At 68.5% G+C, this 21,859-nt stretch carries 15 protein-coding genes; 12 read left to right on the forward strand and 3 right to left on the reverse strand.

Annotated features, from left to right (window positions below; translation table 11 throughout):
• The first annotated feature begins 132 nt into the window (after positions 1–132).
• The 6 genes from Drose_RS13855 to Drose_RS13880 all read left to right on the forward strand — a co-directional run bounded on the left by Drose_RS13855 (position 133) and on the right by Drose_RS13880 (position 10,268).
• Positions 133–1,662, forward strand: a complete 1,530-nt coding sequence (locus Drose_RS13855) for an MFS transporter (RefSeq protein ID WP_260728595.1) — start codon at positions 133–135, stop codon at positions 1,660–1,662.
• 161 nt (positions 1,663–1,823) lie between these two features.
• The gene (locus Drose_RS13860; RefSeq protein ID WP_260728596.1) at positions 1,824–3,626 is read left to right on the forward strand and encodes an ABC transporter ATP-binding protein; all 1,803 of its coding nucleotides are present in this window, start codon (positions 1,824–1,826) and stop codon (positions 3,624–3,626) included.
• Positions 3,623–5,551: an ABC transporter ATP-binding protein gene (locus Drose_RS13865; protein ID WP_260728597.1), complete on the forward strand. Its 1,929-nt coding sequence runs from the start codon at positions 3,623–3,625 to the stop codon at positions 5,549–5,551. The genes Drose_RS13860 and Drose_RS13865 overlap by 4 nt, the downstream gene beginning before the upstream one ends.
• Before the next feature lie 193 nt (positions 5,552–5,744).
• On the forward strand, positions 5,745–6,980 hold the full coding sequence (locus Drose_RS13870; protein ID WP_260728598.1) for an amidohydrolase family protein: 1,236 nt from the start codon (positions 5,745–5,747) through the stop codon (positions 6,978–6,980).
• Between the two features lie 551 nt (positions 6,981–7,531).
• Positions 7,532–9,616 (forward strand): acetate--CoA ligase family protein, encoded by a 2,085-nt coding sequence (locus Drose_RS13875; RefSeq protein WP_260728599.1) that lies wholly within the window; start codon positions 7,532–7,534, stop codon positions 9,614–9,616.
• Between the two features lie 115 nt (positions 9,617–9,731).
• Positions 9,732–10,268: a DoxX family protein gene (locus Drose_RS13880; RefSeq protein WP_260728600.1), complete on the forward strand. Its 537-nt coding sequence runs from the start codon at positions 9,732–9,734 to the stop codon at positions 10,266–10,268.
• Between the two features lie 147 nt (positions 10,269–10,415).
• Here Drose_RS13880 and Drose_RS13885 read toward each other — a convergent pair whose 3' ends face one another.
• Positions 10,416–11,681, reverse strand: a complete 1,266-nt coding sequence (locus Drose_RS13885) for an NAD(P)/FAD-dependent oxidoreductase (RefSeq protein ID WP_260728601.1) — start codon at positions 11,679–11,681, stop codon at positions 10,416–10,418.
• A 129-nt stretch (positions 11,682–11,810) separates the two neighbouring features.
• Between Drose_RS13885 and Drose_RS13890 the strand changes: the two genes are divergently transcribed.
• A complete protein-coding gene (locus tag Drose_RS13890; RefSeq protein ID WP_260728602.1) occupies positions 11,811–13,376 on the forward strand; it encodes a helix-turn-helix domain-containing protein in 1,566 nt (521 codons plus the stop codon).
• 150 nt (positions 13,377–13,526) lie between these two features.
• Here the strand turns inward: Drose_RS13890 and Drose_RS13895 are convergent, their stop codons facing one another.
• Entirely contained in the window at positions 13,527–15,191 is a 1,665-nt protein-coding gene (locus tag Drose_RS13895; RefSeq protein ID WP_260728603.1) for a methyl-accepting chemotaxis protein, read from the reverse strand.
• Between the two features lie 604 nt (positions 15,192–15,795).
• Between Drose_RS13895 and Drose_RS13900 the strand changes: the two genes are divergently transcribed.
• Positions 15,796–16,614, forward strand: coding sequence for an enolase C-terminal domain-like protein (locus Drose_RS13900; RefSeq protein WP_260728604.1), 819 nt, complete (start codon positions 15,796–15,798; stop codon positions 16,612–16,614).
• A gap of 58 nt (positions 16,615–16,672) precedes the next feature.
• Here Drose_RS13900 and Drose_RS13905 read toward each other — a convergent pair whose 3' ends face one another.
• A complete protein-coding gene (locus Drose_RS13905; RefSeq protein ID WP_260728605.1) occupies positions 16,673–17,308 on the reverse strand; it encodes a GntR family transcriptional regulator in 636 nt (211 codons plus the stop codon).
• 178 nt (positions 17,309–17,486) lie between these two features.
• On the opposite strand from Drose_RS13905, the gene Drose_RS13910 reads away from it, so the two are divergent.
• Genes Drose_RS13910 through Drose_RS13925 form a run of 4 tightly spaced genes read left to right on the forward strand, consistent with a single transcriptional unit; the run spans position 17,487 to position 21,826 of the window.
• Positions 17,487–19,034 (forward strand): ABC transporter substrate-binding protein, encoded by a 1,548-nt coding sequence (locus Drose_RS13910; protein ID WP_260728606.1) that lies wholly within the window; start codon positions 17,487–17,489, stop codon positions 19,032–19,034.
• Positions 19,035–19,050: 16 nt separating this feature from the next.
• On the forward strand, positions 19,051–19,965 hold the full coding sequence (locus Drose_RS13915) for an ABC transporter permease (protein ID WP_260728607.1): 915 nt from the start codon (positions 19,051–19,053) through the stop codon (positions 19,963–19,965).
• The gene (locus Drose_RS13920; RefSeq protein ID WP_260728608.1) at positions 19,962–20,786 is read left to right on the forward strand and encodes an ABC transporter permease; all 825 of its coding nucleotides are present in this window, start codon (positions 19,962–19,964) and stop codon (positions 20,784–20,786) included. Before Drose_RS13915 ends, Drose_RS13920 begins: the two co-directional genes overlap by 4 nt.
• Positions 20,787–20,824: 38 nt before the next feature.
• Positions 20,825–21,826 (forward strand): M29 family metallopeptidase, encoded by a 1,002-nt coding sequence (locus Drose_RS13925; protein WP_260728609.1) that lies wholly within the window; start codon positions 20,825–20,827, stop codon positions 21,824–21,826.
• Positions 21,827–21,859: the final 33 nt, after the last annotated feature.

A 21,859-nucleotide genomic window follows, 5' to 3' on the forward strand; every position in this document is an offset into this window, starting at 1 on the left:
AGCGTGGGCCGGATGCGCGGCGTGATGCCGCGCATCGCGGCCCATGCTCGGCAGTACTACGTGACGGCCCTCGTAAACCACGGTGTTCCGCGTCAGGTGGTTGCCGCCCGCGCGAAGGAAGGCACTACGACCATGACGTCGACCACGCGCCTGGGGCCGCCCGTAGCGGACCGGATCAGGGGCCGGCTGATGCTGGCCCTCATCATCATCTGCGCGACCCAACTGATGATGGTCTTGGACGGGACGATCGTGACCGTCGCGCTCCCGGCGATCCAGCGCGGCCTGCACCTGTCCACCACGGACCTGGTGTGGGTCACCACGGCCTACGGGCTGACCTACGGCGGTCTGCTGCTGATCGGCGGGCGGGCCGGTGACCTGTTCGGCCGGCGCCGCGTGTTCGCGTTCGGCCTCGGCGTCTTCACCGTGGCCTCGCTGGTCGGCGGCCTGGCACCTGATTCGACCTGGTTGATCGTCGCGCGTGCCGCGCAGGGCATCGGGAGCGCTGCCGCGTCACCCACCGCACTAGCGTTGATCATGTCGAACTTCGCCGCGGGCCGATTACGCAACAAGGCGATGGGTGCGTACGCGGCGATGTCGTCGGTCGGCGGCGCCTTGGGTCAGATCGCCGGTGGGCTGTTCGCCGACCTGGTCGGCTGGCGGTGGATCATGTTCGTCAACGTGCCGATCGGCGTGGCCGTCCTGCTCCTCGTGCCGCGGGCACTGGCCGAAGGGCAGCGGGCGAAGGGGCGCCTGGACGCTCAGGGTGCGGCGATCGTCACCGCGGCCATGTTCATGATGGTCTTCGGATTGACCAACGCGTCCACGTACGGCTGGGGCGACTGGATCGTCGCCGGGCCGTTGCTCGCCGCGTGCGTGATGTTCGCCGTGTTTCTGCTCTGGGAGGCGAAGACGCCGCACGCGATGCTGCCGCTGCGCATCTTCACCGACAGGGCGCGGGCGGGAACGTACGCACTCGCGTTTCTGATCGCCGCCTCGACGTTCGCCTCGTTCTTCTTCATCACGCTCTTCTTCCAGAATGTCCAGGGCTACACGCCGTTGCGGACAGGCCTGTCCTTCCTGCCGATCGCGGGCATCGTGGTGGTCGCGACCCAGTTGTCGTCACGGTTGGTCAGCCGGGTCCAAGCGCGGTACCTCCTCTCCGGGGGCGTCCTGGTCGGTGCTGCCGGTCTGGCCTGGCTCAGCAGGATCACCGCGGACTCGAGCTACCTCGCGGTGCTGGCACCGCTGCTGCTGCTGTGGTTCGGCGTGGGCCTGGGCATGGTCCCGATGGCGCTGATGGCACTGGCGAAGGTCGCCCCGTCGGAGAGCGGGATCGCGGCCGCGGTGCTGAACACCGGTCAACAGATGGGCGGGGCGGTCGGGTTGGCCGGGCTGGCCACCTTGGCGGTCACGGTGACCAGGCACGACCTGGCGCAGCAGCCCGGGGGCGGGCTGAGCGAGCGTGCCGTTGCCGTCGCGACGACGCACGGATACAGTCACGCGCTGCTCCTGGGTGCGGGCATCGCGGTGCTGGGCTTCCTGGTCGGGGTGTTCGTCGTCGGCATCGGCAACAAGATGAAGTTCGGCGCCGGGGAAGACGAGTCCGCGTACGAGAGCCCAGGTGACGGCGAAGCGCGCGCGAATCGGCCGGCTACCGGCTGATGAGCCTGCTCAATCGCCTCCATACGGGCCGGCCGCGGACCGGGGTTGGCACCGCCCAGCCCCCGTTCGTTCCGCCCGCCGGGCCCCAGCGCTACGGTGCTCCCCGCGCGGCGATCGGTGCCGATCGGAGCCACTCGTGGCTCCGCCGGGCGCTGCCGATCGTGCTGGCCCACAGGCCGGCCTTTCTCGCATCGCTGCTGCTGTCCCTGGTCGGACTGGTTGTCCAGGTGCTCATCCCGTGGGTGCTGGGCCACGGGGCGCTGAACGCGATCATGCGAGACCGCTCGTCGATCACCCACTACGCGATCGTGCTCGTCGTGCTCGCCGCAGTGGCGGCGGTCGCGGGCTACACGTCCCGGCGGCTGCTGATGACCACGGCCTACGCGATCGAGTTCGATCTGCGCAACCTGTTCTACGCGCACCTCAGCAAGATGTCGTTCAGCTACTACGACAAGGTGCAGTCCGGCCAGTTGATCTCGCGAGCCAACTCCGACATCCGCTCGGTACAGGCGTATCTGGCCTACGCGCCGTTCATCCTGGTGCAGAGCAGCATGGCGGTGTTGGCCTTCGGTCTCATGTTGACCGTCAACGTGCCGCTGGCCTTCGTCGCGATGCTGACCGTGCCGTTCGTCTATCTGGCCGGCGCGCGAATGCGGCGGGTGATGCTTCCTGTGTCCTGGCTGATCCAGGCCAGGTTGGCCGAGGTCGCCACGATCGTCGACGAGAACGTCAGCGGCGTGCGGGTGGTGAAGGCGTTCGCGGCGGAGGGCGGCCAGTTGCGGCTCCTGGCCCGAGCGGCCGAGCGGCTCAAGTGGGCCTGCGTCAGGGACGCCGATCTACGCGCCCGTTTCACGCCGCTCATCCAGAACCTGGTGCAGGTAGGACTGGTCTTCATCCTTCTGCTGGGCGGCTGGTTGGTGATCCATGACCGCCTTCAGGTGGGCGATCTGCTGACCTTCAGCCTCCTGGTGGTCATGCTGCAGGCGCCGTTCCAGATGCTCGGCCAGTTGATCATGATGGGTCAGCGTGCGTCGGCGTCGGCGAAGCGCATCTACGAGGTGCTGGACGAACACCCGACCGTCGTCGACCGCGCCGGCGCGGTCGATCTGGTGAGCAGCCGAGGCGAAATCCGCTTCGAGTCCGTCAGCTTCGCCTATGACGAGGGCGGCCCGCTGGTGCTGGACGGCTTCGACCTGCGCCTCAATCCAGGCGACACGGTAGCCGTCGTCGGGCGCGCGGGAGCTGGGAAGTCGACGGTAGGCAGGTTGCTGACCCGCTTCTACGATGTCGGCGCGGGACGAGTCCTCGTCGACGGCCATGACGTTCGAGATCTGACCGTGGCGAGCCTGCGCTCGAACATCGGGCTCGTGCTCGACGAGCCGTTCCTTTTCTCGGCCTCGATCAGGGACAACATCGCGTACGGCCACCCCGACGCGGACTTCGGCGACGTCGAGGCGGCGGCCAGGTCCGCGGGTGCGCACGAGTTCATCGGCGCGCTCCCCGACGGCTACGACACGGTGGTCGGCGAACGCGGATACACCTTGTCCGGTGGGCAGCGGCAACGCATCGCCATTGCCCGGGCGCTGCTCGTCAATCCGCCCATCCTGGTGCTCGACGACGCGACCTCCGCGATCGACGTCCAGGTCGAACGGCAGATTCACGCCGGTCTGCGCGAGCGGCTCGCGGGTCGGACGACGTTGGTCATCGCCCACCGCCTCTCGACGATCGGTCTCGCCGATCGGGTCGCGTTGCTCGACCGCGGCCGGGTGATCGCGGAAGGCACGCACCAGGAGCTGATGGAGACCGTTCCCTTCTACCAAGCAGTGCTGGCGCAGGTCGCCTCCGACGAGGAGCAGCAGGACCGGGAGCGCGCGTGGGAGCGGAGCCGGCCTGATCGGCAGCCCGGCGACGCGGCGGCGCGCGCCGGCGACAGTTGGTTCGACGGCGGGACGGAACCCTCATGACCTGGGCCGGTGGGGGAGGTGGTCACTACGGTGGCGGCTCATGGTCGGCGAACTCCGGCGCGAACCTCCCGTTCGGTGGCATTCCCGCAGAGCTGCAGTCCGGTGTCGACAAGCTGCTGGCGACGGAGCCGGTTCACGGTGAACCGAAGGCCGGGTTCACGCATCGGGCCGCCGAGGCCGAGCAGGCACGCCTGACCCTCCGTTCGCTGCTGGTCTCGCACTGGCGCCTGGGTCTGATCGCGGTCCTGTCGATGATCTCGGTGAGCGTCTTCACCCAGGCCGGGCCGCGCTTGATCGATGAGGCGATCAGCCGGGGAATGGGCGAACACCGCTCGTTCGGCGTCGTGCTGGTCATCTCCATGGTCTTCCTCGCCACGGTCGTCATCTCCGCGCTGGCGCAGTGGGCGCAGGTCGCGGCGACGGGCCGCCTCGCGGCCCGGGTGATGTACCGCCTGCGAGTTCGGGTCTTCACGCATCTGCAGCGCCTGGGGCTGGACTACTACACCGACGAGAAGGCCGGGGTCATCATGACCCGGATGACGAGCGACATCGAGAACATGCAGCAGTTGCTGCAGGACGGGCTGGCTCAGTTCATCGTCCAAGCGATGACGATGGCGGTCATCACCGCGATGTTGTTCTCCATGAACGTGACGCTGGCCTGGATCACGATCGTGCTCATCGTGCCGGCGCTGGTGGCATTGTCCGTCTGGTTCCACGGGGCGGCCGAGCGTGGCTACGCGCGGGTCCGGGACGGGATCACCGCCGTGCTCACGGACCTTTCCGAGAGCCTGCACGGGGTCCGGGTGGTGGTGGCGCACAACCGTCAGCACCGCAACATCGTGCATCACCGCAACGTAGTCGGTGAGTATCGCGACGCGAACGACTACACCGCCACCATCAACGCGATCTACGGTCCCGGAACGCAGACCGTCGGCTATCTCGCCCAAGCCGCACTGCTGGCGATCGGCGCATACATGATGGCGCACAACCGGCTCGGCCCGGGCGAACTGGTGGCGTTCTTCCTCTACCTCAACCGGTTCTACGCGCCGATCCAACTGATGGTGCAGCAGTACAACCTGTACCAGCAGGGCCAGTCGTCGATCCGGAAACTGCGCACGCTGCTCGCGCAGGCGCCGTCCGTGCGGGAGTCGCCCGAGGCCACTGTACTACCGCCGATACGGGGTGAGATCGCATTCGAGGACGTCACGTTCGGCTACGACCCCGCCAGGCCCGTGCTGCGAGAGCTCAACCTTCGGATCGCGGCGGGAGAAACCGTAGCCTTCGTCGGCGTCACCGGAGCGGGCAAGTCCACCATCGCCAAGCTCGTCACCCGGTTCTACGACCCCACCGCTGGTCGCGTGCTCATCGACGGCCACGACCTGCGCGACGTCGGCGTGCACAGCCTGCGGTCACAGCTCGGTGTGGTCCCGCAGGAGTCGTTCCTGTTCGCCGGCAGCATCCGGGACAACATCTGCTTCGCCGACCCTGATGCCAGCGACGAACAGGTCTGGGATGCCGTTCGTGCTGTCGGCCTCGCCGACGTCGTCGAGAGGCTCCCGGGCGGCATCCACGCGATCGTGCACGAGCGCGGGCTGTCGCTGTCCTCGGGCGAGCGTCAGCTCGTGGCATTGGCGCGAGCCTTCCTCGCGCGCCCCAGGGTGCTGATCCTCGACGAAGCCACCTCGAACCTCGACCTGCTGTCCGAGTCCAGGATCGAAGCCGCTCTCGACGTGCTCCTCGAAGCACGCACCGCCATCCTCATCGCGCACCGGCTGACCACCGCGATGAAGGCCGATCGCATCGTCGTCGTCGAGCACGGCCGGGTTGTCGAAAGCGGCCACCACGACGCGTTGGTCAGCCTCGGCGGGCGTTACGCCGAGATGTTCGCGACCTGGTCGAGTCGGGCGAATGAACAGGCCGCATGAGCGTGGACCGGCACGGCGGGCAGCCCTCCGGGAGGCGATGGGTGCCGTACTGCGCGAGGAGCGGTGTCCGAGGTGTGGGCCGGCCGCGGCGATGCCGACCCGGCTTCGGCAAAGACTCCCGCGGGAGCCTTGACGCCACCTCGGGCCGGGGCTAATCTAGAGTTAGGTTCCAGTTATTGAGAGGGCGGCGGAAGTGGCCGACAGCGCTACGGGCAATGCTCCGTACACAATCATTACGGCTGATACCCATGGTGGGGGCAGCCACGCCCAGTACCGTGAGTATCTAGATCCTAAGTATCACGAGACGTTCGACGCCTGGCGGGCCAAGTACAAGAACCCCTACCGGGACCTTGCGCCCGGTGACGACCGCCGGCTGCGCAACTGGGACGACGAGATGCGCAACAGCCAGCAGGACGAGGACGGGATCGCGGGTGAAGTGATCTTCCCCAACACGGTTCCGCCGTTCTTCCCCGGCTTCGTGCTGTTCGCCCCGCCGCCCAACCCGGAGACCTACGAGCTGCGGCACGCGGGTATCCAGGCGCACAACCGCTGGCTCGTCGACTTCTGCTCCAGGTACCCGGAACGACGTAAGGGTCTTGGTCAGATCTTCCTGAACGACATCGACGACGCGATCGCCGACATCAAGTGGATCAAGCAGAACGGCCTCGCGGGCGTGCTGATCCCGCCGGTTCCGCCGGACGCGCACGACATCATTCGCCCGCTCAGCGATCCGGAGTACGACCGGATCTGGTCGCTGTGCGCGGACCTCGACCTGTCGGTCAACGTGCACGGTGGCACCGGGTCGCCCTCCTACCCGAAGCTCGCGTCGTCGCAGATCCTGCACCTTCAGGAGATCACGTTCTACAGCCGGCGCCCGTTGACGTGGATGTTGCTCTCGGGTGTGTTCGAGCGGCACCCCAAGCTGAAGTTCGTGATCACCGAGATCGGTTGCGCGTGGCTCAAGGACTACGCCGCGGAGCTCGACAGCATGATCAAGGGGGTTCAGTCCGGGTTCACGGGCGAGCTGCGTTTCGCCGAGGGCATGGCCCCGCCGAAGCTCGCCAGCGAGTACATCTACAACAACGTCTACGTCGGCGTCAGCATGGCGAGCACGCGTGATGTCGCCGCTCGCGATGTCGTCGGCCCCGGCCACTGGATGTGGGGCAGCGACTACCCGCACGACGAGGGCACCTACCCGTTCTCGAAGGAGCACGTGCGGGTCAGCATGGCCGGCATCGACGTTGCGGAGAAGCGTGCTCTGCTCGGTGAGAACGCCGCCAAGCTCTACGGGTTCGACCTCAAGGCCCTGGCGCCGGTCGCCGCGAAGATCGGACCGTCGGTCGAGGAGCTCGACACGCCGCTGACCTCGCTGCCCGAGAACGCGAACGGGGCCCTCCGGGGCGTGTTCGCCGGCCAGGGCCGCGCCTGAGGCGTAGGAGTCATTCGCCGGCTGACATTGGTCGGCTTGTTCGAGAGGCACGAAGAGGCGCCCGCGGGCTTGCGTCCCGCGGGCGCCTCTGACGCCTGTCGGGCTGCGGCGCGAGGCCGCGAAGTTCAACCTTTCGGTCGTCCGTCGATCCCGGTGTCGCGCTCCGGGACGGCGCCGCACAGCCGTGCGGATGGGTGTCTGCCGCTGGACAGGTTCAGCCGGCAGCACACCGCCCCCGCCTGTGCCGGATCGGCCGCTGTCCGAAGCCGCTCCGGGCGAGCCGCTCAACCAACAATGTTGTCAGAGTCTTGTTCTGGTAATCAAGAGGGATCGTTCGGTGTCGATGGCGGATAGCTGGAAATCATCTTACGAGCGCCTCCCAGGAGTAACGAAGCTGTTGACAATACAAGACTCTAATTCCAGTATGTGTCACAGGCAATCGTGCCGATGACCAGACGATGGGGAGTGCGATGAGCGTGGATCGTGAGTCGGTTCAGGCAGCAGGGGCCGGAATTCTTGCCGCGCGGGGCGGCGAGCACCCGCTTGCCTCGATGTTCGCACCGAAAGGCATCGCGATCGTGGGCGCGAGCGAGCGTTCGGCGTGGTCCTGGCAGACATTCGGCAACCTGCGTCGCGGCAACTACCCGCACGAGATTCATCTGGTCAACCCCAAGGGCGGGGAGATCCACGGTCAGGCGGCGGTGCAGTCGCTGCGCGCGGTCGAGGGGCGCGCCGACCTGGCGGTCGTCCTGACCGGCCCCGAGTCGGTGCCGGCGATCATGGACGAGGCGGCCGCGGCCGATGTGCGCAACCTGGTCGTCATCGCCGCCGGTTTCGGGGAAGCCGGCGACGAGGGAGCCCGGATGGAGCGGGAACTCGCGGCTCGGGCGCGTGATCTCGGCCTGCAGATCTTGGGTCCGAACAACCTGGGCTTCATCAACACCGTGACGTCCACCTATGCGTGGACCTCGCTGATGCCGGCGTCCCTGACCCCCGGCAGTGTCGGCATCGTCTCGCAGAGCGGGGCGTTGGGCATCTTCCTGATGAACTACCTGCAGAGCAGGGACGTCCCGTTCAGCCATCTGATCAGCGTCGGCAACGAAACGATGCTCACCGTCGCGGAAGGCATGGACTACCTGCTCAGCCAGGACTCCACCAAGGTCATCGCGCTCTATCTGGAAGCGGTCCGGAACAAGGATCTGTTCATCGACGCGGCCGAGCGTGCCTTGGCCGCGGGGGTGCCGGTGGTGGCCTACAAGGCCGGCCGCGGCGCGGTCGGTGCGAGGGTGACGGCGGCGCACACCGGCTCGCTGGCCGGTGATGACCGCGTGTACAGCGCGGTCCTGGCGCAGCACGGCGTCATCCGGGTGGACACCATCGAGGACCTCGTCACGACCAGCGGACTGCTGGACGCGTATGGCGAACTGCCTGGTCATCGCGTCGGTTTCGTGACCGCCTCCGGTGCCATGTGCGGTGTGATCGGCGACGTGTCCGAGGAGAACGGCCTGGAGCTGCCGGAGCTCGACGATTCGACGGTGCGGGCGCTGCGGGAGGGCGGCCTGCCCGACTTCGCCACCGCGCAGAACCCGCTGGACACCACGGGCTACCTGACCGTCAACCCCGCGATCATGCCCATGTCGCAGGAAGCGGTGGCGCGCGACCCCAACATCGACATCCTGGTCATTCACGGCGGGGTGCCGGCCACGCCGGAAGCCGCCGCCATGTACTCCGGCGGCGGTGGCGAGCAACGGAAGAGCATCGACGAGATCAGCCCCGTCCCGGTGATCCGGATGGAGTTCTTCCCCACCGAGCGCACCGAGTTCGCGCGCGAGCTGCGGCGGGAAGGCAAGGCGGGCTTCGTGGCCGACTCCTTCACCCGCGGCATTCCCGCGTTGGCGAAAGCTATCAGGTGGTCGGAGCTGCGCAGGTCGCGCAAGTCCGAGCTCCCGGCTGTTCAGCCGCCGCGGCTTGATCTGGACACCAGCACCCAGTGGTCAGAACGGCAGGCTGTCGAGTTGCTGGCCGGCCACGGCGTTCCGGTCGTGCCGCAGCATCTCGTGACCAGTGCCGACGAGGCGGAGGCGCGGGCCGCGTCGTTCGACGGGCCGATGGTGCTCAAGATCAGTTCTGCCGACGTCGCGCACAAGACCGACGTCGGTGGTGTGGCGCTGGGTCTGCGGACTCCGGCCGAGGTGCGCGCCGCGTACGAGCGCATGATCGCCGACGTGCGGGCCGCGCAGCCGCAGGCCGAGATCGAGGGCGCGGTGCTCAGCCCGATGCGCCCGGAGGGCCTGGACCTGGTGGTCGGTGTGGTCCGTGACCAGGTGTGGGGCCTGACGCTGGTGGTCGGCTTGGGCGGTGTGTGGGTGGAGGTCCTGCGCGACAGTGCCATCCGTGTGCTGCCGGCCAACACGGCCGAGGTGCGCAGGATGTTCACCGAGTTGAAGAGCTTCCCGCTGTTCGAGGGCTTCCGGGGAGCACCTCCGGTGGACCTGGACCACCTGGCCGAGGTGGTCAGCTCGATCGCGAACGTCGCCGCAGCCTGCGGCGACCGCCTGGAAGCGCTCGAGGTCAACCCGCTGCGCGTACGCGGCGACAAGAGTGAGGTGCTCGACGCCCTCATCCGTTGGGTCTGATTCGGCGCTTGCCACAACTGTCGGCAGCCCGCGACGTCTGCACGGGTGGGGGCGGCAGGTTGACGCGGGATGGCCGGCCACGGGCAGTGGCCGATTCGATCGAGGGAGAACTGCGATGATCGACGAAACGGCGTCGGCGCCGAACTTTGTGCTCCTCCTGTTTCGCCTTGTGCTGGCCCTCGTGTTCATCGCGCACGGCTGGAACCACGTCTTCGGCGGCGGCAAGATCGAGGGAACCGGACGATGGTTCGACTCGCTGGGCATGCGACCAGGCCTGCTGCACGCATGGCTGGCGAGTCTCACCGAGATAGGCGCCGGCGTGCTCGTCGGGCTGGGCTTGCTGACGCCTCTGGGCGCCGCGGCGATGCTGGGCGTGATGGTGGTGGCGCTGATTACGAACCACATGCGCAACGGCTTCTTCATCTTCCGCCCGGGCGAGGGATATGAATACGTGCTCGTGCTGGCCACTTGCGCCGTCGTCATCGGCGGATTGGGCGGCGGTGGCTGGTCGGTGGACCGGGGGCTGGGCATATTCGGCGGCGGATGGGGTCAGTTGATCTTGACTGCGGCCGCCGGAATCGGCGGAGCCGCCGTGCAACTGATCGTCTTCTGGCGGCCGGGCAAGCCGCAGAACGCGGAGTCCAAAGCCTAGTGCGGTGGCCACCGACGTCGACCGGTCCCCCCTTCGCCGATCTTGCAGTTGTGGTGCCGAGACACTCCCTGAATGCCCGGCTTGTTAGGCACCACAACTGCAAGATCGACGCGCAAGGAGCCGGCGAACCCGGTGCCGGGTAGCGGGTTAGCGCAACGGGCTGAAGGGCCGAAGCTCGTTGGGTTGGCGGCCGGTGGCTATCTGCTCGGCGAGCAGCTTGCCGGTGATCGGGCCGAGGGTGATGCCCCACATGCCGTGACCGCCGGCGGCGAAGACCCGTGGTGACCTGGTGCGGCCGATCAGCGGCAGGCCGTCGGGGGTGCAGGGCCGTGACCCGACCCATTCGTCCGTCCGGGTGTCCAGGTCCGCCCCGCGCAGCAGCGGTCGTGCGGCCTCGGCGATGGCCGAGATCCGGCGGCGGTCCAGCGGCGCCTCGGCGCTGCGGAACTCCATCATCCCGGCCACGCGCAGCCGGTCGCCGAGCGGCGTGCACGCCACTCGCTGCGCGGGGAAGTACACCGGACCGGCCGGGACGTGTTCGATCGCGATGCTGAAGCTGTACCCGCGACCGGCCTGCACGACGGTCCGCACGCCGAAGCGGCGGGCCAGCGTACCGAGCCAGGTGCCGGTCGCCAGGACCACGGCGTCGTACCGGTCGGCCGAGCCCGCGGCGGTCACCACCCGGGTTCCCGTGCCGTCGTCGCGGATGTCGACGACGTCCGCTCCGGTGACGAGCGATGCCCCGCGCGCGCGGACGGCATCGGCCAACGCGTGCACGTACTGCCCGGGATTGACGAACCGCTGGCCGTGCAGGCGGATGGCGGCACCGATCCGATCCGACAGCGACGGCTCCACCTCGCGCGCGTCGGCGCCGGTCAGGATGTCGTACTCGACCCGCTGGCCGGCGGCGTGGATGTGCCGTAGCTCGTCCAGCAGTACCGTGCGCTCGGCCTCGGTGCGGTACGCCGCGATGAACGACTTGGCCTCGTTCGCCTGCGCCGCGATCCCACCCTCGGCCAACGCGTCGAATCCCTCGAAGGCGCGCTGGTTCATCGGGATGTAGGCCCGCATGGCGGACCGCCACTTCGCGGCGGTGCTGTGCCGGGCGAATCCGGTCAGGAAGCGCAGCAGCCGGGCGTCGGCGCTCGGCGGCACGTACACCGGCGACGAGGGACTCAGGACGGCGCGCAGCCCGTACCGCAGCACTGCCGGCTCGGGCAGGGGAGTGGTGATACCAGGGGTGAGCCAGCCGGCGTTGCCCCACGACGCGCCCGCGGCGACACCGGCACGGTCGAGCACGGTGACCTGTACCCCGCGTTCCTGGAGGAACCAGGCGGTGGCCAGCCCGACCATCCCGGCGCCGATGACGGCGACGTGCCGGGGAGCGTGTTCGGCCGACTCGGTGCCAGGCATCGCGGGCCTCCTTCGGGAGCGGGGTTTCCTCGATCGTTGCCCGGCCGCATCGTGCCGTCATTGTCACGTGAGGCCAATAACCCGCCCGATGATTGGCCGCATGGAACACATCGCGGCATCATACTGTTCATGATCACTGTTGGCGGTGTCGTGGAGGCGGTCGGCGCTGCCCTGCTCAAGGTCGTCGTCGCTGATGGCGAGGCGGAGGTCCGCGACGTGACTATCGTCGAGTTCGACGAGGCGGCCGGCGGGCAACCCGGCGACCTCGTACTCGGTGCCGGCCTTGCCACACCCGAACAGGCGCTCGTCGTCATCGAGCGCTGCGCGCAGGCCGGGGCGGCCGGCCTGGTCCTCAAGCCCTCGCTGGCCACGCACGCCGACGTGACGTCCGCCGCCGCGGAGCGCAAGCTGGCCCTGGTCGAGCTGCGCAGCCACGGCTCGTGGGCACAACTCGTCTGGCTGCTGCGCGGGGTGATCGACCGGGCCGCGGCGCCCGGCACGGCCGACACCGCCGCCGCCGGCGTGTACGACGAGATGTTCGCCCTGGCCGACGCGGCCGCCGCCGTCGTCGATGCGCCGGTGACGATCGAGGACGCGCAGTCGCGGGTGCTCGCCTACTCGTCGCGGCAGGACCGCACCGACCCGGCGCGCGTGTCCACCATCGTCGGACGACGTGTCCCCGGCGATGTGGTCGCGCGACTGCGCTCCCGCGGCGTCTTTCGCAGGCTCGCCCGGAGCGGCGATCCGATCTTCGTGCCACAGGGCCCGGACGGTACGTTGCCCAGGCTCGTGATCCCGATCCGCGCCGGAGGTGAGCTGCTCGGCTCGATCTGGGCCGTCGTCGAGGGCCCGGTGCCGGCCGAGCGCCTGCGCGATCTCCAGGGCCCGGCGTCCGTCCTGGCACTGCACCTGCTCCGCCTGCGCGTGCAGGCCGATGTCGCGCGCCGTGTGACGGCCGACCGCCTGCGGGCGGCCCTGCGCACCGTCGTCCAGCCGGGCCCGGAACTGGGACTACCCGACGGCCCGTGGCGGGTCGTCGCGCTCGGCGCGCACGTCGGCACCGGGGAGATGCTGCACAATCTGGCGCTGTGGGAGTCGATCGCCCGCCGCCACGGTTGGCGCCAGCCGCTCATCGCGGATGTCGGCGACGTCCTCTTCGCGGTCGTGGCTGCCCGCGGCGAGTCGCCCGGCTCGTGGCCGTGGCTGGAGAAGCTGATCCGCGGCGTCGCCGTGCACGACCCGGGGCTGCGCGCGGCCTCGGGCAGCCTCGCCGCGGGCCTGGCGGACCTGCCGCGATCCCGCGCCGAAGCGGCGGAACTGCTCGCGCTGCACGGCGCCGCCAGGCACGCGGGCCCGTTGCTGCTGTTCGAGGACGCCTGGGCCGAGGTGGTCGTGCACCGTGCGGTCGCCGCGGTCCCGACCGGGGACCTGCTCGTCGGCGGGCCGCTGCCCGATCTGCTCGCACATGACCGCGAGCACGACACCGCCTACGTCGCCACCCTCGCCGCCTGGCTCGACCACTGGGGGGACCCGCAGAAGACCGCCCGACACCTGCACGTACATCCCAACACCCTCCGATATCGCCTGCGGCGGATCGCGGAGGTCGTCCACCTCGATGTCGAGTCGCCACAGGCGCGGCTGGCGCTGCAGATCCAGCTCGCGGCGGTGAATCCTGGCCGGGACCGAAAGCTGTGATCTGCCCAACCGGTGGTCGTCAGCCAGAGCCCGATGCCACTCAGCGCCGGGGAGAGCAACTCGTACCGTAGAGGCGTGTGGCGCCGGCGTGCGCGGACCGGTTGCTCTCCCGATCGCCTGGTGACCGAGTGCGGGATCACGCCGAGTTCGTCAGTAGCGGAAGCTGCCGACCAGCCGCTCCAGTTCTCCGGCCATGCGGGAAAGTTCGGTGGCCGCTTGGGCCGTGGTTCTGGCGCCTTCGGTGGCGCTGGAGGTAGCACTGGCCACCACGCCGATGTTGTCGGCGATCTGGGTGGAGCCGGTCGCGGCCTCGCTGGCGCTGCGACCCATCTCGTTGGTGGTGGCTGACTGCTGCTCGACCGCGGTGGCGATGGCGGTCTGCAGCTCGTCGATCTGGGCGATGATCGTGGAGATCTGTTCGATGGCGGACACCGCGGCCTGCGTGTCGGCTTGCGCGGCCACGACGCGCCGACTGATGTCCTCGGTCGCGTTGCCGGTCTCGCGTGCCAGTTCCTTGACTTCGCCCGCGACCACTGCGAAGCCTTTGCCGGCATCGCCCGCACGGGCCGCCTCGATGGTGGCGTTGAGCGCGAGCAGGTTGGTCTGTTCGGCGATGGAGTTGATGACTTTGATGATGTTGCCGATCTCGGCGGAGGACTTCGCCAGCTTGGCGATGGTGGCGTTGGTGGCGTCGGCGACCTGCACCGCGCGTGAGGCGACGTTCGTGGCGGTGGCCGCGTTCTTGGCGATCTCGCGGATGGAGGCCGACATCTCCTCGGCGCCAGTGGCCACGGTGTGCACGTTTTGCGACACCTGTCCGGCGGTCATCGAGGCCCGGTTCGCCTGGGTGGCTGACTCGTCGGCCGAGCGATTCATCTTGTCGGCGACGGTCGTCAGGTCCTGTGCCGAGCCTGCCAGCGTGCGGGCATTGGCCCCGATCTGTCGCAACGTGTTGGAGAACGAGTCCAGCGCCGTGTTCAACGCCGTGCCCATCTGGGCCAGCTCGTCACGGCCTCGCACGGCGAGCCGGCGGTCCAGCCGGCCTTCGGCCAAGCTTCGCATCGCGTCCACGGTCTCGGCCAACGGTCGGGCGATGATCCGGCCGATCCCGAGTGCGAGCGCGACGGCCAGCGCCAGAGCGGCCAGGATCACGGTGATCACCAGCGTCCGGGCGTTCCGCGTCGCCTTGGTACCTTCGGCCATGGTGGCTTTCGCCCGTTCGGCCTCGATCGCCTGCAGCGCGTCGCCGGCGTCGTCGGCGGCGATGAAGTACGGCAGCAGATCCCGCTCGGCCGCGTGCAGCGCGGCGTCGTCGCCCGCCTTGACCGCCGGCACTGCCCGCTCCTGCGCGAGTCGCGCGTACGTCGCCCAGTTCTCGTTGAAGATCGCTATCTGCTTCTCGCGGCCGGTCATGTCGGAGCTGGTGTAACCGGCCACCGAGTCGGCGATGTCCTTGACCTCCTTGGCGAACTTCGCATCCACCGTCTGGGCGTTCGCGGTGATGCCCAATACCAGCGCGGCCTCTTTCTGCGATTCGGCGATCTCGGCGAGGTAGGCGGTCTTCACCGCGTTGTTCGAGTACATGTTCGCCAGCCGCGCCTCGGACTCGTCGAGCTCGTGCAGGCCGAGGGCACCCACGCCGGCCAAGAACGCGGCAATGATCAAGTAACTGATCAGGAGCTTGTGGGTGGTACGGATGTTGCGGTGCAACGCGAAACCATGCTGCCGGTTATCCTGGGTAGTCATATCAAGGTTTCCTTCGACCTGGCGGTGCCGACTCGGATCGACGCTGAGGCGCACGTCATCGCACGCCACCCTGATGACTGTTCGGCGGTGTCGCGCCGTTCTTTAGCCTTTCCGCCGCCCGAAAGGGACATACCCGTAGCGGTACATCTCGCCGGCCGAAGGAAGGTGCGGGTCGCTGACGGCCAGCGTGCGACCTGTCGGGCGGAGCCGGTACAGCGCGGCCTGTGCGACATGCCGGCCACCGAGCAGCCGGACCACCAAGTCGGCGACGGTCTCCGGCCGATGGTGGAGCGCGCGGATGGTGTTTCCGGTCGCTACCATCGGGTAGCCAGTCCCGGCACGCGACGGCGAACCATGTCACAGCGTGAGGCGATGACGATGGGACACCGATCGGTCGAGAAGATCGGGGTACACGCGTTCACGGTGCCGACCGACGGCCCCGACGGTGTCGAGCAGGACGGGACCGCCACCTGGTCGTCGACGACCATGGTGCTGGTACAGGCGTACGCGGATGGCGCGACGGGACTGGGATACACCTACGGCGACGTCTCGGTGGCCCACTTCGTCGAGTCCGAACTGGCGTCCGTGGTCACCGGTATGGACGCCATGGCACCACCCGCCGCCGCGGCCGCGATGGGCGCTCCGCAACTCCGGTCGGCCGGGGGTCGGCTCGATGGCCGTGTCAGCCGTGGACATCGCGTTGTGGGACCTGCGGGCGCGGTTGGAAGGGCTAGCGTTGTTCCGCGCGTTGCCGTCCACCCACGACCACGTGCCCGTCTACGGCAGCGGAGGGTTCACCAACTACCCTCTCGACCGGCTGGCCGCGCAACTGGCCGGCTGGGTGGAGCAGGGGATCGAACGGGTGAAACTCAAGACCTCCCGGGACCCGGACCAGGATCCACGGCGGCTGACGGCGGTCCGCGACGCCATCGGCGCGGTACCGGAGTTGTTCACCGACGCCAACGGCGGCCTGCGGGCGAAACAGGCGCTGGCATGGGCACACCGGTTCCATGACGAATGGCAGGTGTCGTGGCTGGAGGAGCCGGTCAGCTCCGCGGACTTCACCGGCCTGCGCACGGTCCGCGAGCACGGGCCGCCGGGGCTCGACGTCGCCGCGGGGGAGTACGGCTACGTCTTGCGGGACTTCACCAACCTGCTCGTGCCCAGGGCGGTGGACTGCCTACAGGCCGACGTCACCCGATGCTGCGGCATCACCGGGCTGCTGGCGGTGTCCGGCCTGGCGGCCGGACACTGTGTGGACCTCTCGGCGCATTGCGCGCCGGCGGTGTCGGCGCACGCGTTCTGCGCGGTGCCCCGGCGGCGGCACCTCGAGTACTTCCATGACCACGTGCGGATCGAGAGCCTGCTGTTCGGCGGAATCCTGACGCCGCGTGACGGTTCGCTGTGGCCGGACCCGCGGCGGCCGGGTCTGGGCCTGGAGGTTCGCTGGGCCGACGCCGAGCGCTACCGCGTCTACGGGCAACGCCGCTGAGCGCGGCCCGGGTTCACGCCACCGATCGCTGTGACCCGGGAGGTGCGCCGCGGCTCGGTCAGTTGGGGCTGCGTTTTGCCGCGTGCGGGATCCAGGTGGACTCACTGACCGTGGGCACGAGGTGCGCCTCCGCCGCGTCTTGCGCCGCGGCGGCGTCGCCCGCGGCGACGTGGCCGAGGACGGTCAGCTCGTCAGCGACGTGCTTGGTGAGGTCGGGGATGAACTCGTGTATGTGGTGCCAGATCCGCAGCCCGAGGTTGAAGTGCAGGTTCAGCGTCGCTTCGAGGTGCGGGTTGTGGGTGCTCCGGTAGATCAGGCGGTGCGCCGTGGCATCGACGGCGAGCAGGTCATGCGGCGTTCGTCCGTCGAGCGGTGTCGCGCACACCCGACGCATCTGCTCGCGCTCGGAGTCGGTGGCCCGGGTGGCGGCGAGGCGGGCCGCGACGCCCTCGAGCGGCAGGCGTAGCTCGGTCAGCCATCGTTCGTCGCTGAGGCTGATCTCGGCGACGAACGACCCTCGACGAGGGTGGATCACGACCATGCGCTCCATCGCGAGGCGTTGGAGCGCGTTGCGGACCGGTGTGCGTCCGACACCGGCATCGCGCATCAGCCCCTCCTCGTTGAGCGGGGAACCCGGCGCCAGATCGAGTGTGATGATTCGGTCACGGATGTGCGCGTACGCCGTGTCCACCATGAGGGGTCTCGCCGCTGTTGATTTCATCCCTCTTGCCTGTGCCCCTTCTGACGCTGTGACCGTTGACACCCGATGTGACCGAGGCTAGCTTGGCCACACACTAACATTTCAGTTAGGCCATCTCTAGCCGCTCAGCCCCTCCGTGCGGGGGCTGGTCAGCCCTGGAGGGTTTACGCTCATGACTAGACAGCGACGAGTCGTCGCCGCGGCCGTCTCGACGGCCGCGTTGGTGCTCGGTGGTTGCTCAGCCTCGTCGACCGAAGATACGAAGACCTCGACCCCACGGCAGCTTACGGTCGCGGTCGCGGCGCAGAACTTCGAGTCGCTCGATCCGCAGATGTCCGCGTCCCCGCCGACCGACTCGGTAACCCGACTCATGTACGAGGGGCTGCTCGCCCTGAACAAGGACGGCGCCATCGAGCCCCGGCTGGCCACCGAGTGGAAGAACCCCGAACCGAAGGTCTGGGAGTTCACCCTCCGGAGCGGCGTGACGTTCCACGATGGAGCGCCGCTCGACGCGGAGGCCGTCGCGACGTCCTTCAACCACATCATCGATCCGAAGGCGAAGAAGACCCGCGCCTCCGAGTTCAGCCGCGTCGAGAAGGTCTCCGCGTCGGGGCCGATGACGGTGCGCTTCGACCTCAAGGTCGTCTGGCCGACGCTTCCCAACGAGCTGGCGTACTCGGCGGGGGCGGTGGTGAGTCCCAAGGCCATCGCGGCCGGACTCGACCTGGCGAGTCATGCCGCCGGAACCGGCCCCTACGCCTTCAAGAGCCTGGGCGACGGAGCGGTGACATTGACCGCGAACACGTCCTACTGGGGCGGTGCGCCCAAGGTCGAAACCCTCAAGTTCGTCCCGGTCTCCGCCGAGACGACCCGCGTGCAGATGCTCAAGAGCGGACAGGCCGACATCGTGACCGCCCTGCCCATCTCCGCCCTGTCAGGGCTGCGGTCGGGCGGCGGCACCCAGGTCGTCTCGAGCCCGGGCGGGCTCGTCATGCACATCGGCCTCAACACCCAGTACGCACCGCTCAAGGACGTGCGGGTCCGCCAGGCGATCAATCTGGCCGTCGATCGCGACGCCATCATCAAGACGACCCTCGGCGGTGAGGCGCTCCCCGCCGATTCGTACCTCGCGCCCACGACGAGCGGCTACGCCAAGGCCGAGCACTATCCCTACGACGTCGAGAAGGCCAAGCGTCTGCTGGCCGACGCAGGGTACCCGAACGGCTTCGATCTGACCCTGACCACGCCGTCCGGCCGCTATCCCATGGCGGCGGAGACCGCACAGGCGGTCCAGGGATACCTGTCCAAGGTGGGCATCAAGGTCAACATCCAGACCATCGACTTCGGCGCGGAGATCGACGCCGTCACCAAGCCCCTGGCCGAGAACAAGGTCCAGTCGTATCTGCTCGGGTGGCAGGCGGCGACCGGCGAGCCGGGCCTCGTCTCGGACATCGTCTTCAAGTCCTCGGCGGTGCCACCGGACGGCTGGAACAGCATGTTCTACCGCAACGAAGAGGTCGACCGCGCACTCACCGAGGCTGCCACAACCGTGGACGAAGCCCAGCGCAACGCGCTCTACGCGACCGCGCAGCGACTGGTCCACCAGGACGCGCCGTGGCTCTTCCTCTACGTCCCCAACAACATCGTCGGCGCGAAGAAGGGGCTGAACGGGATCACCACCCTCCCCGACGGCACCCTGATGTTGCACGGCGTTTCCTGAGGACCGGGGCAACGCCATGAGATCTCGACTCGTCGCGCTCGGCTTGTCGGCCGTGCTCGGACTCGTATTCGTCAGCATCTGTCTGTTTGCGCTGCTGCGGGCCATTCCAGGTGACCCCGCGAGGCTGCTGGCCGGGCCGAGCGCGACGGGCGCCGACATCGAGAGAATCCGTGCCGACCTCGGTCTGGACCAACCGCTGCCGGTGCAGTACTGGTCCTGGGTGACCCATGTCCTCCACGGTGACTTCGGGGTGTCGTTGAACGGCCGCGAGGTATTCCCGCAGGTGTGGTCCGCCTTCGTCGCGAGCGCCTCGCTCGCGGTGGTGGGCATGGTCGCGGGACTGCTCATCGGGGTCCCGGCGGGGCTTCTCGCGGCGCGCTTCGGTGGTGTGCTGGAGCGTGCCGCCCGGGGACTGTCCGTCGTCGGGATCTCAGTGCCCATCTTCGTCACCGGTGTTTCGCTCGTCGGGCTGTTCGCGGTGAAGCTGCACTGGCTCCCCGCGACAGGTCGGGACGATTGGCGTTCGTACCTCCTACCGGCCGCCACCATCGGGCTCTACCAGGCGGCATACCTCGCGCAGATCACCCGGAGCGGGCTCAAGTCCGTGCTCGAACAACCCTTCATCGCCACCTGTAAGGCAAAGGGAATCAGCTCGCGCGCCATCTTCCTTCGACACGGGCTGCCCAACATCCGGCTGCAACTGACGACCATCTCCGTCATCCAGTTCGGCTACCTGCTCGGCGGGGCGGCGCTGACCGAGACGGTCTTCGCGTGGCCGGGGGTGGGTCGGCTGCTGGTCAGCTCGCTGGCCGCCCGTGACTTCGCCATGGTCCAGGGCGCGATCCTGCTCACCGCGTCGGCGGTATTGGCCCTGGTCTTCATCGCCGACCTCGCCGTCACGGTACTCGATCCGAGGGTGAGGTCGCGATGACGGCGGAACCGGTGTCGAGGAAGCGTCGAGCCGGCTGGCGGGCGTACGCGAGATGGAGCGTCCTCGCCGCAATGGCCCTGCTGGCGGCGTTCGGTGGCCTGCTCGCCCCCAAGGACCCGAACGAGCAGGACCTTTCCAACGCCTTCTGCTCACCGTCGCAGGCCTGCCCGCTCGGCACCGACCAGCTCGGACGGGACTACCTCAGCCGGCTGCTCGACGGCGCGCACACCACGCTGGGCACCTGTCTGCTCATCATGCTCATCGGTGTCGTCGTGGGTGGACTGCTCGGGTTCGCGGCGGGCTTCCTCGGCGGCTGGTTCGACGTCCTGCTGATGCGGTGCGCCGATATGATCATGGTCTTTCCGGGGATCCTCCTCGCGCTGATCGCGGTCGCCATCGCCGGACCGGGCCTCAAGACGGCAATCATCGCCGTCGCGATCTCCGAGGTTCCGCCGACCGCGCGGCTCGCCCGCGCCGCCATGCTCACTTGCCGTGAGCAGCTCTACGTCGACTCCGCGCGAGTCGCCGGGGCACGCGGGGGCGTGCTCCTCGTACGCCACCTCGTGCCCAACGCCATCGGACCCCTGCTGTCGCAAGCATCGCTCATCGCCGCGGACGCGATCCTCATCGTCGCCGGCCTCGGCTACCTCGGCCTCGGGGCACAACCGCCCACGGCCGAATGGGGAGCCATGTTGAGCGACAGCCAGAACTACATCGACACCGCCTGGTACCTCATGGCGGCACCGGCACTGGCCATCCTGCTGGCCGCTCTGATGTTCAACGTCATCGGAGAACGCATCCGCCTGCGCACGGCGGACTGACAACGCGCGGACCCCGCGCTGAGAAAGGAACCGACAACGTGTCAACACTTCGCTACGGCCGTCTCGCGGACGTCGTCGTCCGTGAGCTCGCTGAGATCAAGCCTGGCGAAAACGTCCTCGTCATCGCCGACACCGGCACTCCCGACGGACTCGCGGAGGCATACCTCAACGCCGCGATCGTCGGCAAGGCCAAGGCGGTCCTCGTCATCGAGGCGGAACGCATCCTGACCGACCTGGAGCTGCCCGCGAGCCTCGCCGGCGCGATCCGTGAGGCCGACGTCATCCTCGGCCTGTGCAGCGGCATCTTCTCGCGCAGCGAGGCGTGCATCGCGGCGCGCGAACGTGGCGCCCGGATCCTGCTGACCGACCCGCGGGGCATGGAGCAGTACCTGATCGACGGGATCGTGAACGTCGACACCGCGACGATGCTGCACAACACCGCGCTGCTGGAGGAGCTCATCCACAAGGGCGAGAACGCCCGGATCACGTCGGACAACGGCACCGACCTGACGATGAGCCTGGCCGGCCGTCCGGCCGTCACGTCCGACGGGCGCGTGGTCGGGCCGGGCGAGATGGACTACTACCCGGGCACCCAGGTCTCGTTCGCCGGGGTGGAGGACACCATCAACGGCAAGGTGGTCATCGACGGAAGCGTCTCGACCCTGGGCGTCGTGACGCAGCCGTTCACCATCGTCATGGAGAACGGCAAGGCCATCGGTTACGAGGGCGACGGCCTGGACCTCGACCGTTACAAGCAGCACATCGCGGAGCAGAACGACCCGCTCCTTGCCTGGGCCTGCCACTGGAGCTTCGGGCTCAACCCCCGGGCCAAGGTCTCCGGCAACATCTACGAGGACGAGCGCTACTTCGGCTGCCTCGACATCGGCTGGGGGTCGCAGGACCCGTCGTTCGGGGGCACGCTCGGGCTGAGCCCGCACCACGTCGACGTCGTGGTGCTACACCCGAAGCTCGTCATCGACGACGTCGTCGTGCTTGAGAACAACCGCTACAACACCGAACTCGGCTTCATCAACCCGTGATCCATGGGCTTCGTGCCCCTACCAGCGAGGGCC

Origin of the sequence: Dactylosporangium roseum (assembly GCF_025264685.1) — a bacterium.
Taxonomy (GTDB): domain Bacteria; phylum Actinomycetota; class Actinomycetes; order Mycobacteriales; family Micromonosporaceae; genus Dactylosporangium; species Dactylosporangium roseum.

Bases quoted from the DNA above. Each gene is read 5' to 3' on its own strand.
- Drose_RS13855 (WP_260728595.1), top strand. From the start codon at position 133: ATGACGTCGACCACGCGCCTGGGGCCGCCCGTAGCGGACCGGATCAGG.
- Drose_RS13865 (WP_260728597.1), top strand. From the start codon at position 3,623: ATGACCTGGGCCGGTGGGGGAGGTGGTCACTACGGTGGCGGCTCATGG.
- Drose_RS13875 (WP_260728599.1), top strand. From the start codon at position 7,532: ATGTTCGCACCGAAAGGCATCGCGATCGTGGGCGCGAGCGAGCGTTCG.
- Drose_RS13880 (WP_260728600.1), top strand. From the start codon at position 9,732: ATGATCGACGAAACGGCGTCGGCGCCGAACTTTGTGCTCCTCCTGTTT.
- Drose_RS13885 (WP_260728601.1), bottom strand. From the start codon at position 11,681: ATGCCTGGCACCGAGTCGGCCGAACACGCTCCCCGGCACGTCGCCGTC.
- Drose_RS13890 (WP_260728602.1), top strand. From the start codon at position 11,811: ATGATCACTGTTGGCGGTGTCGTGGAGGCGGTCGGCGCTGCCCTGCTC.
- Drose_RS13900 (WP_260728604.1), top strand. From the start codon at position 15,796: ATGGCCGTGTCAGCCGTGGACATCGCGTTGTGGGACCTGCGGGCGCGG.
- Drose_RS13905 (WP_260728605.1), bottom strand. From the start codon at position 17,308: ATGGTGGACACGGCGTACGCGCACATCCGTGACCGAATCATCACACTC.
- Drose_RS13910 (WP_260728606.1), top strand. From the start codon at position 17,487: ATGACTAGACAGCGACGAGTCGTCGCCGCGGCCGTCTCGACGGCCGCG.
- Drose_RS13915 (WP_260728607.1), top strand. From the start codon at position 19,051: ATGAGATCTCGACTCGTCGCGCTCGGCTTGTCGGCCGTGCTCGGACTC.
- Drose_RS13920 (WP_260728608.1), top strand. From the start codon at position 19,962: ATGACGGCGGAACCGGTGTCGAGGAAGCGTCGAGCCGGCTGGCGGGCG.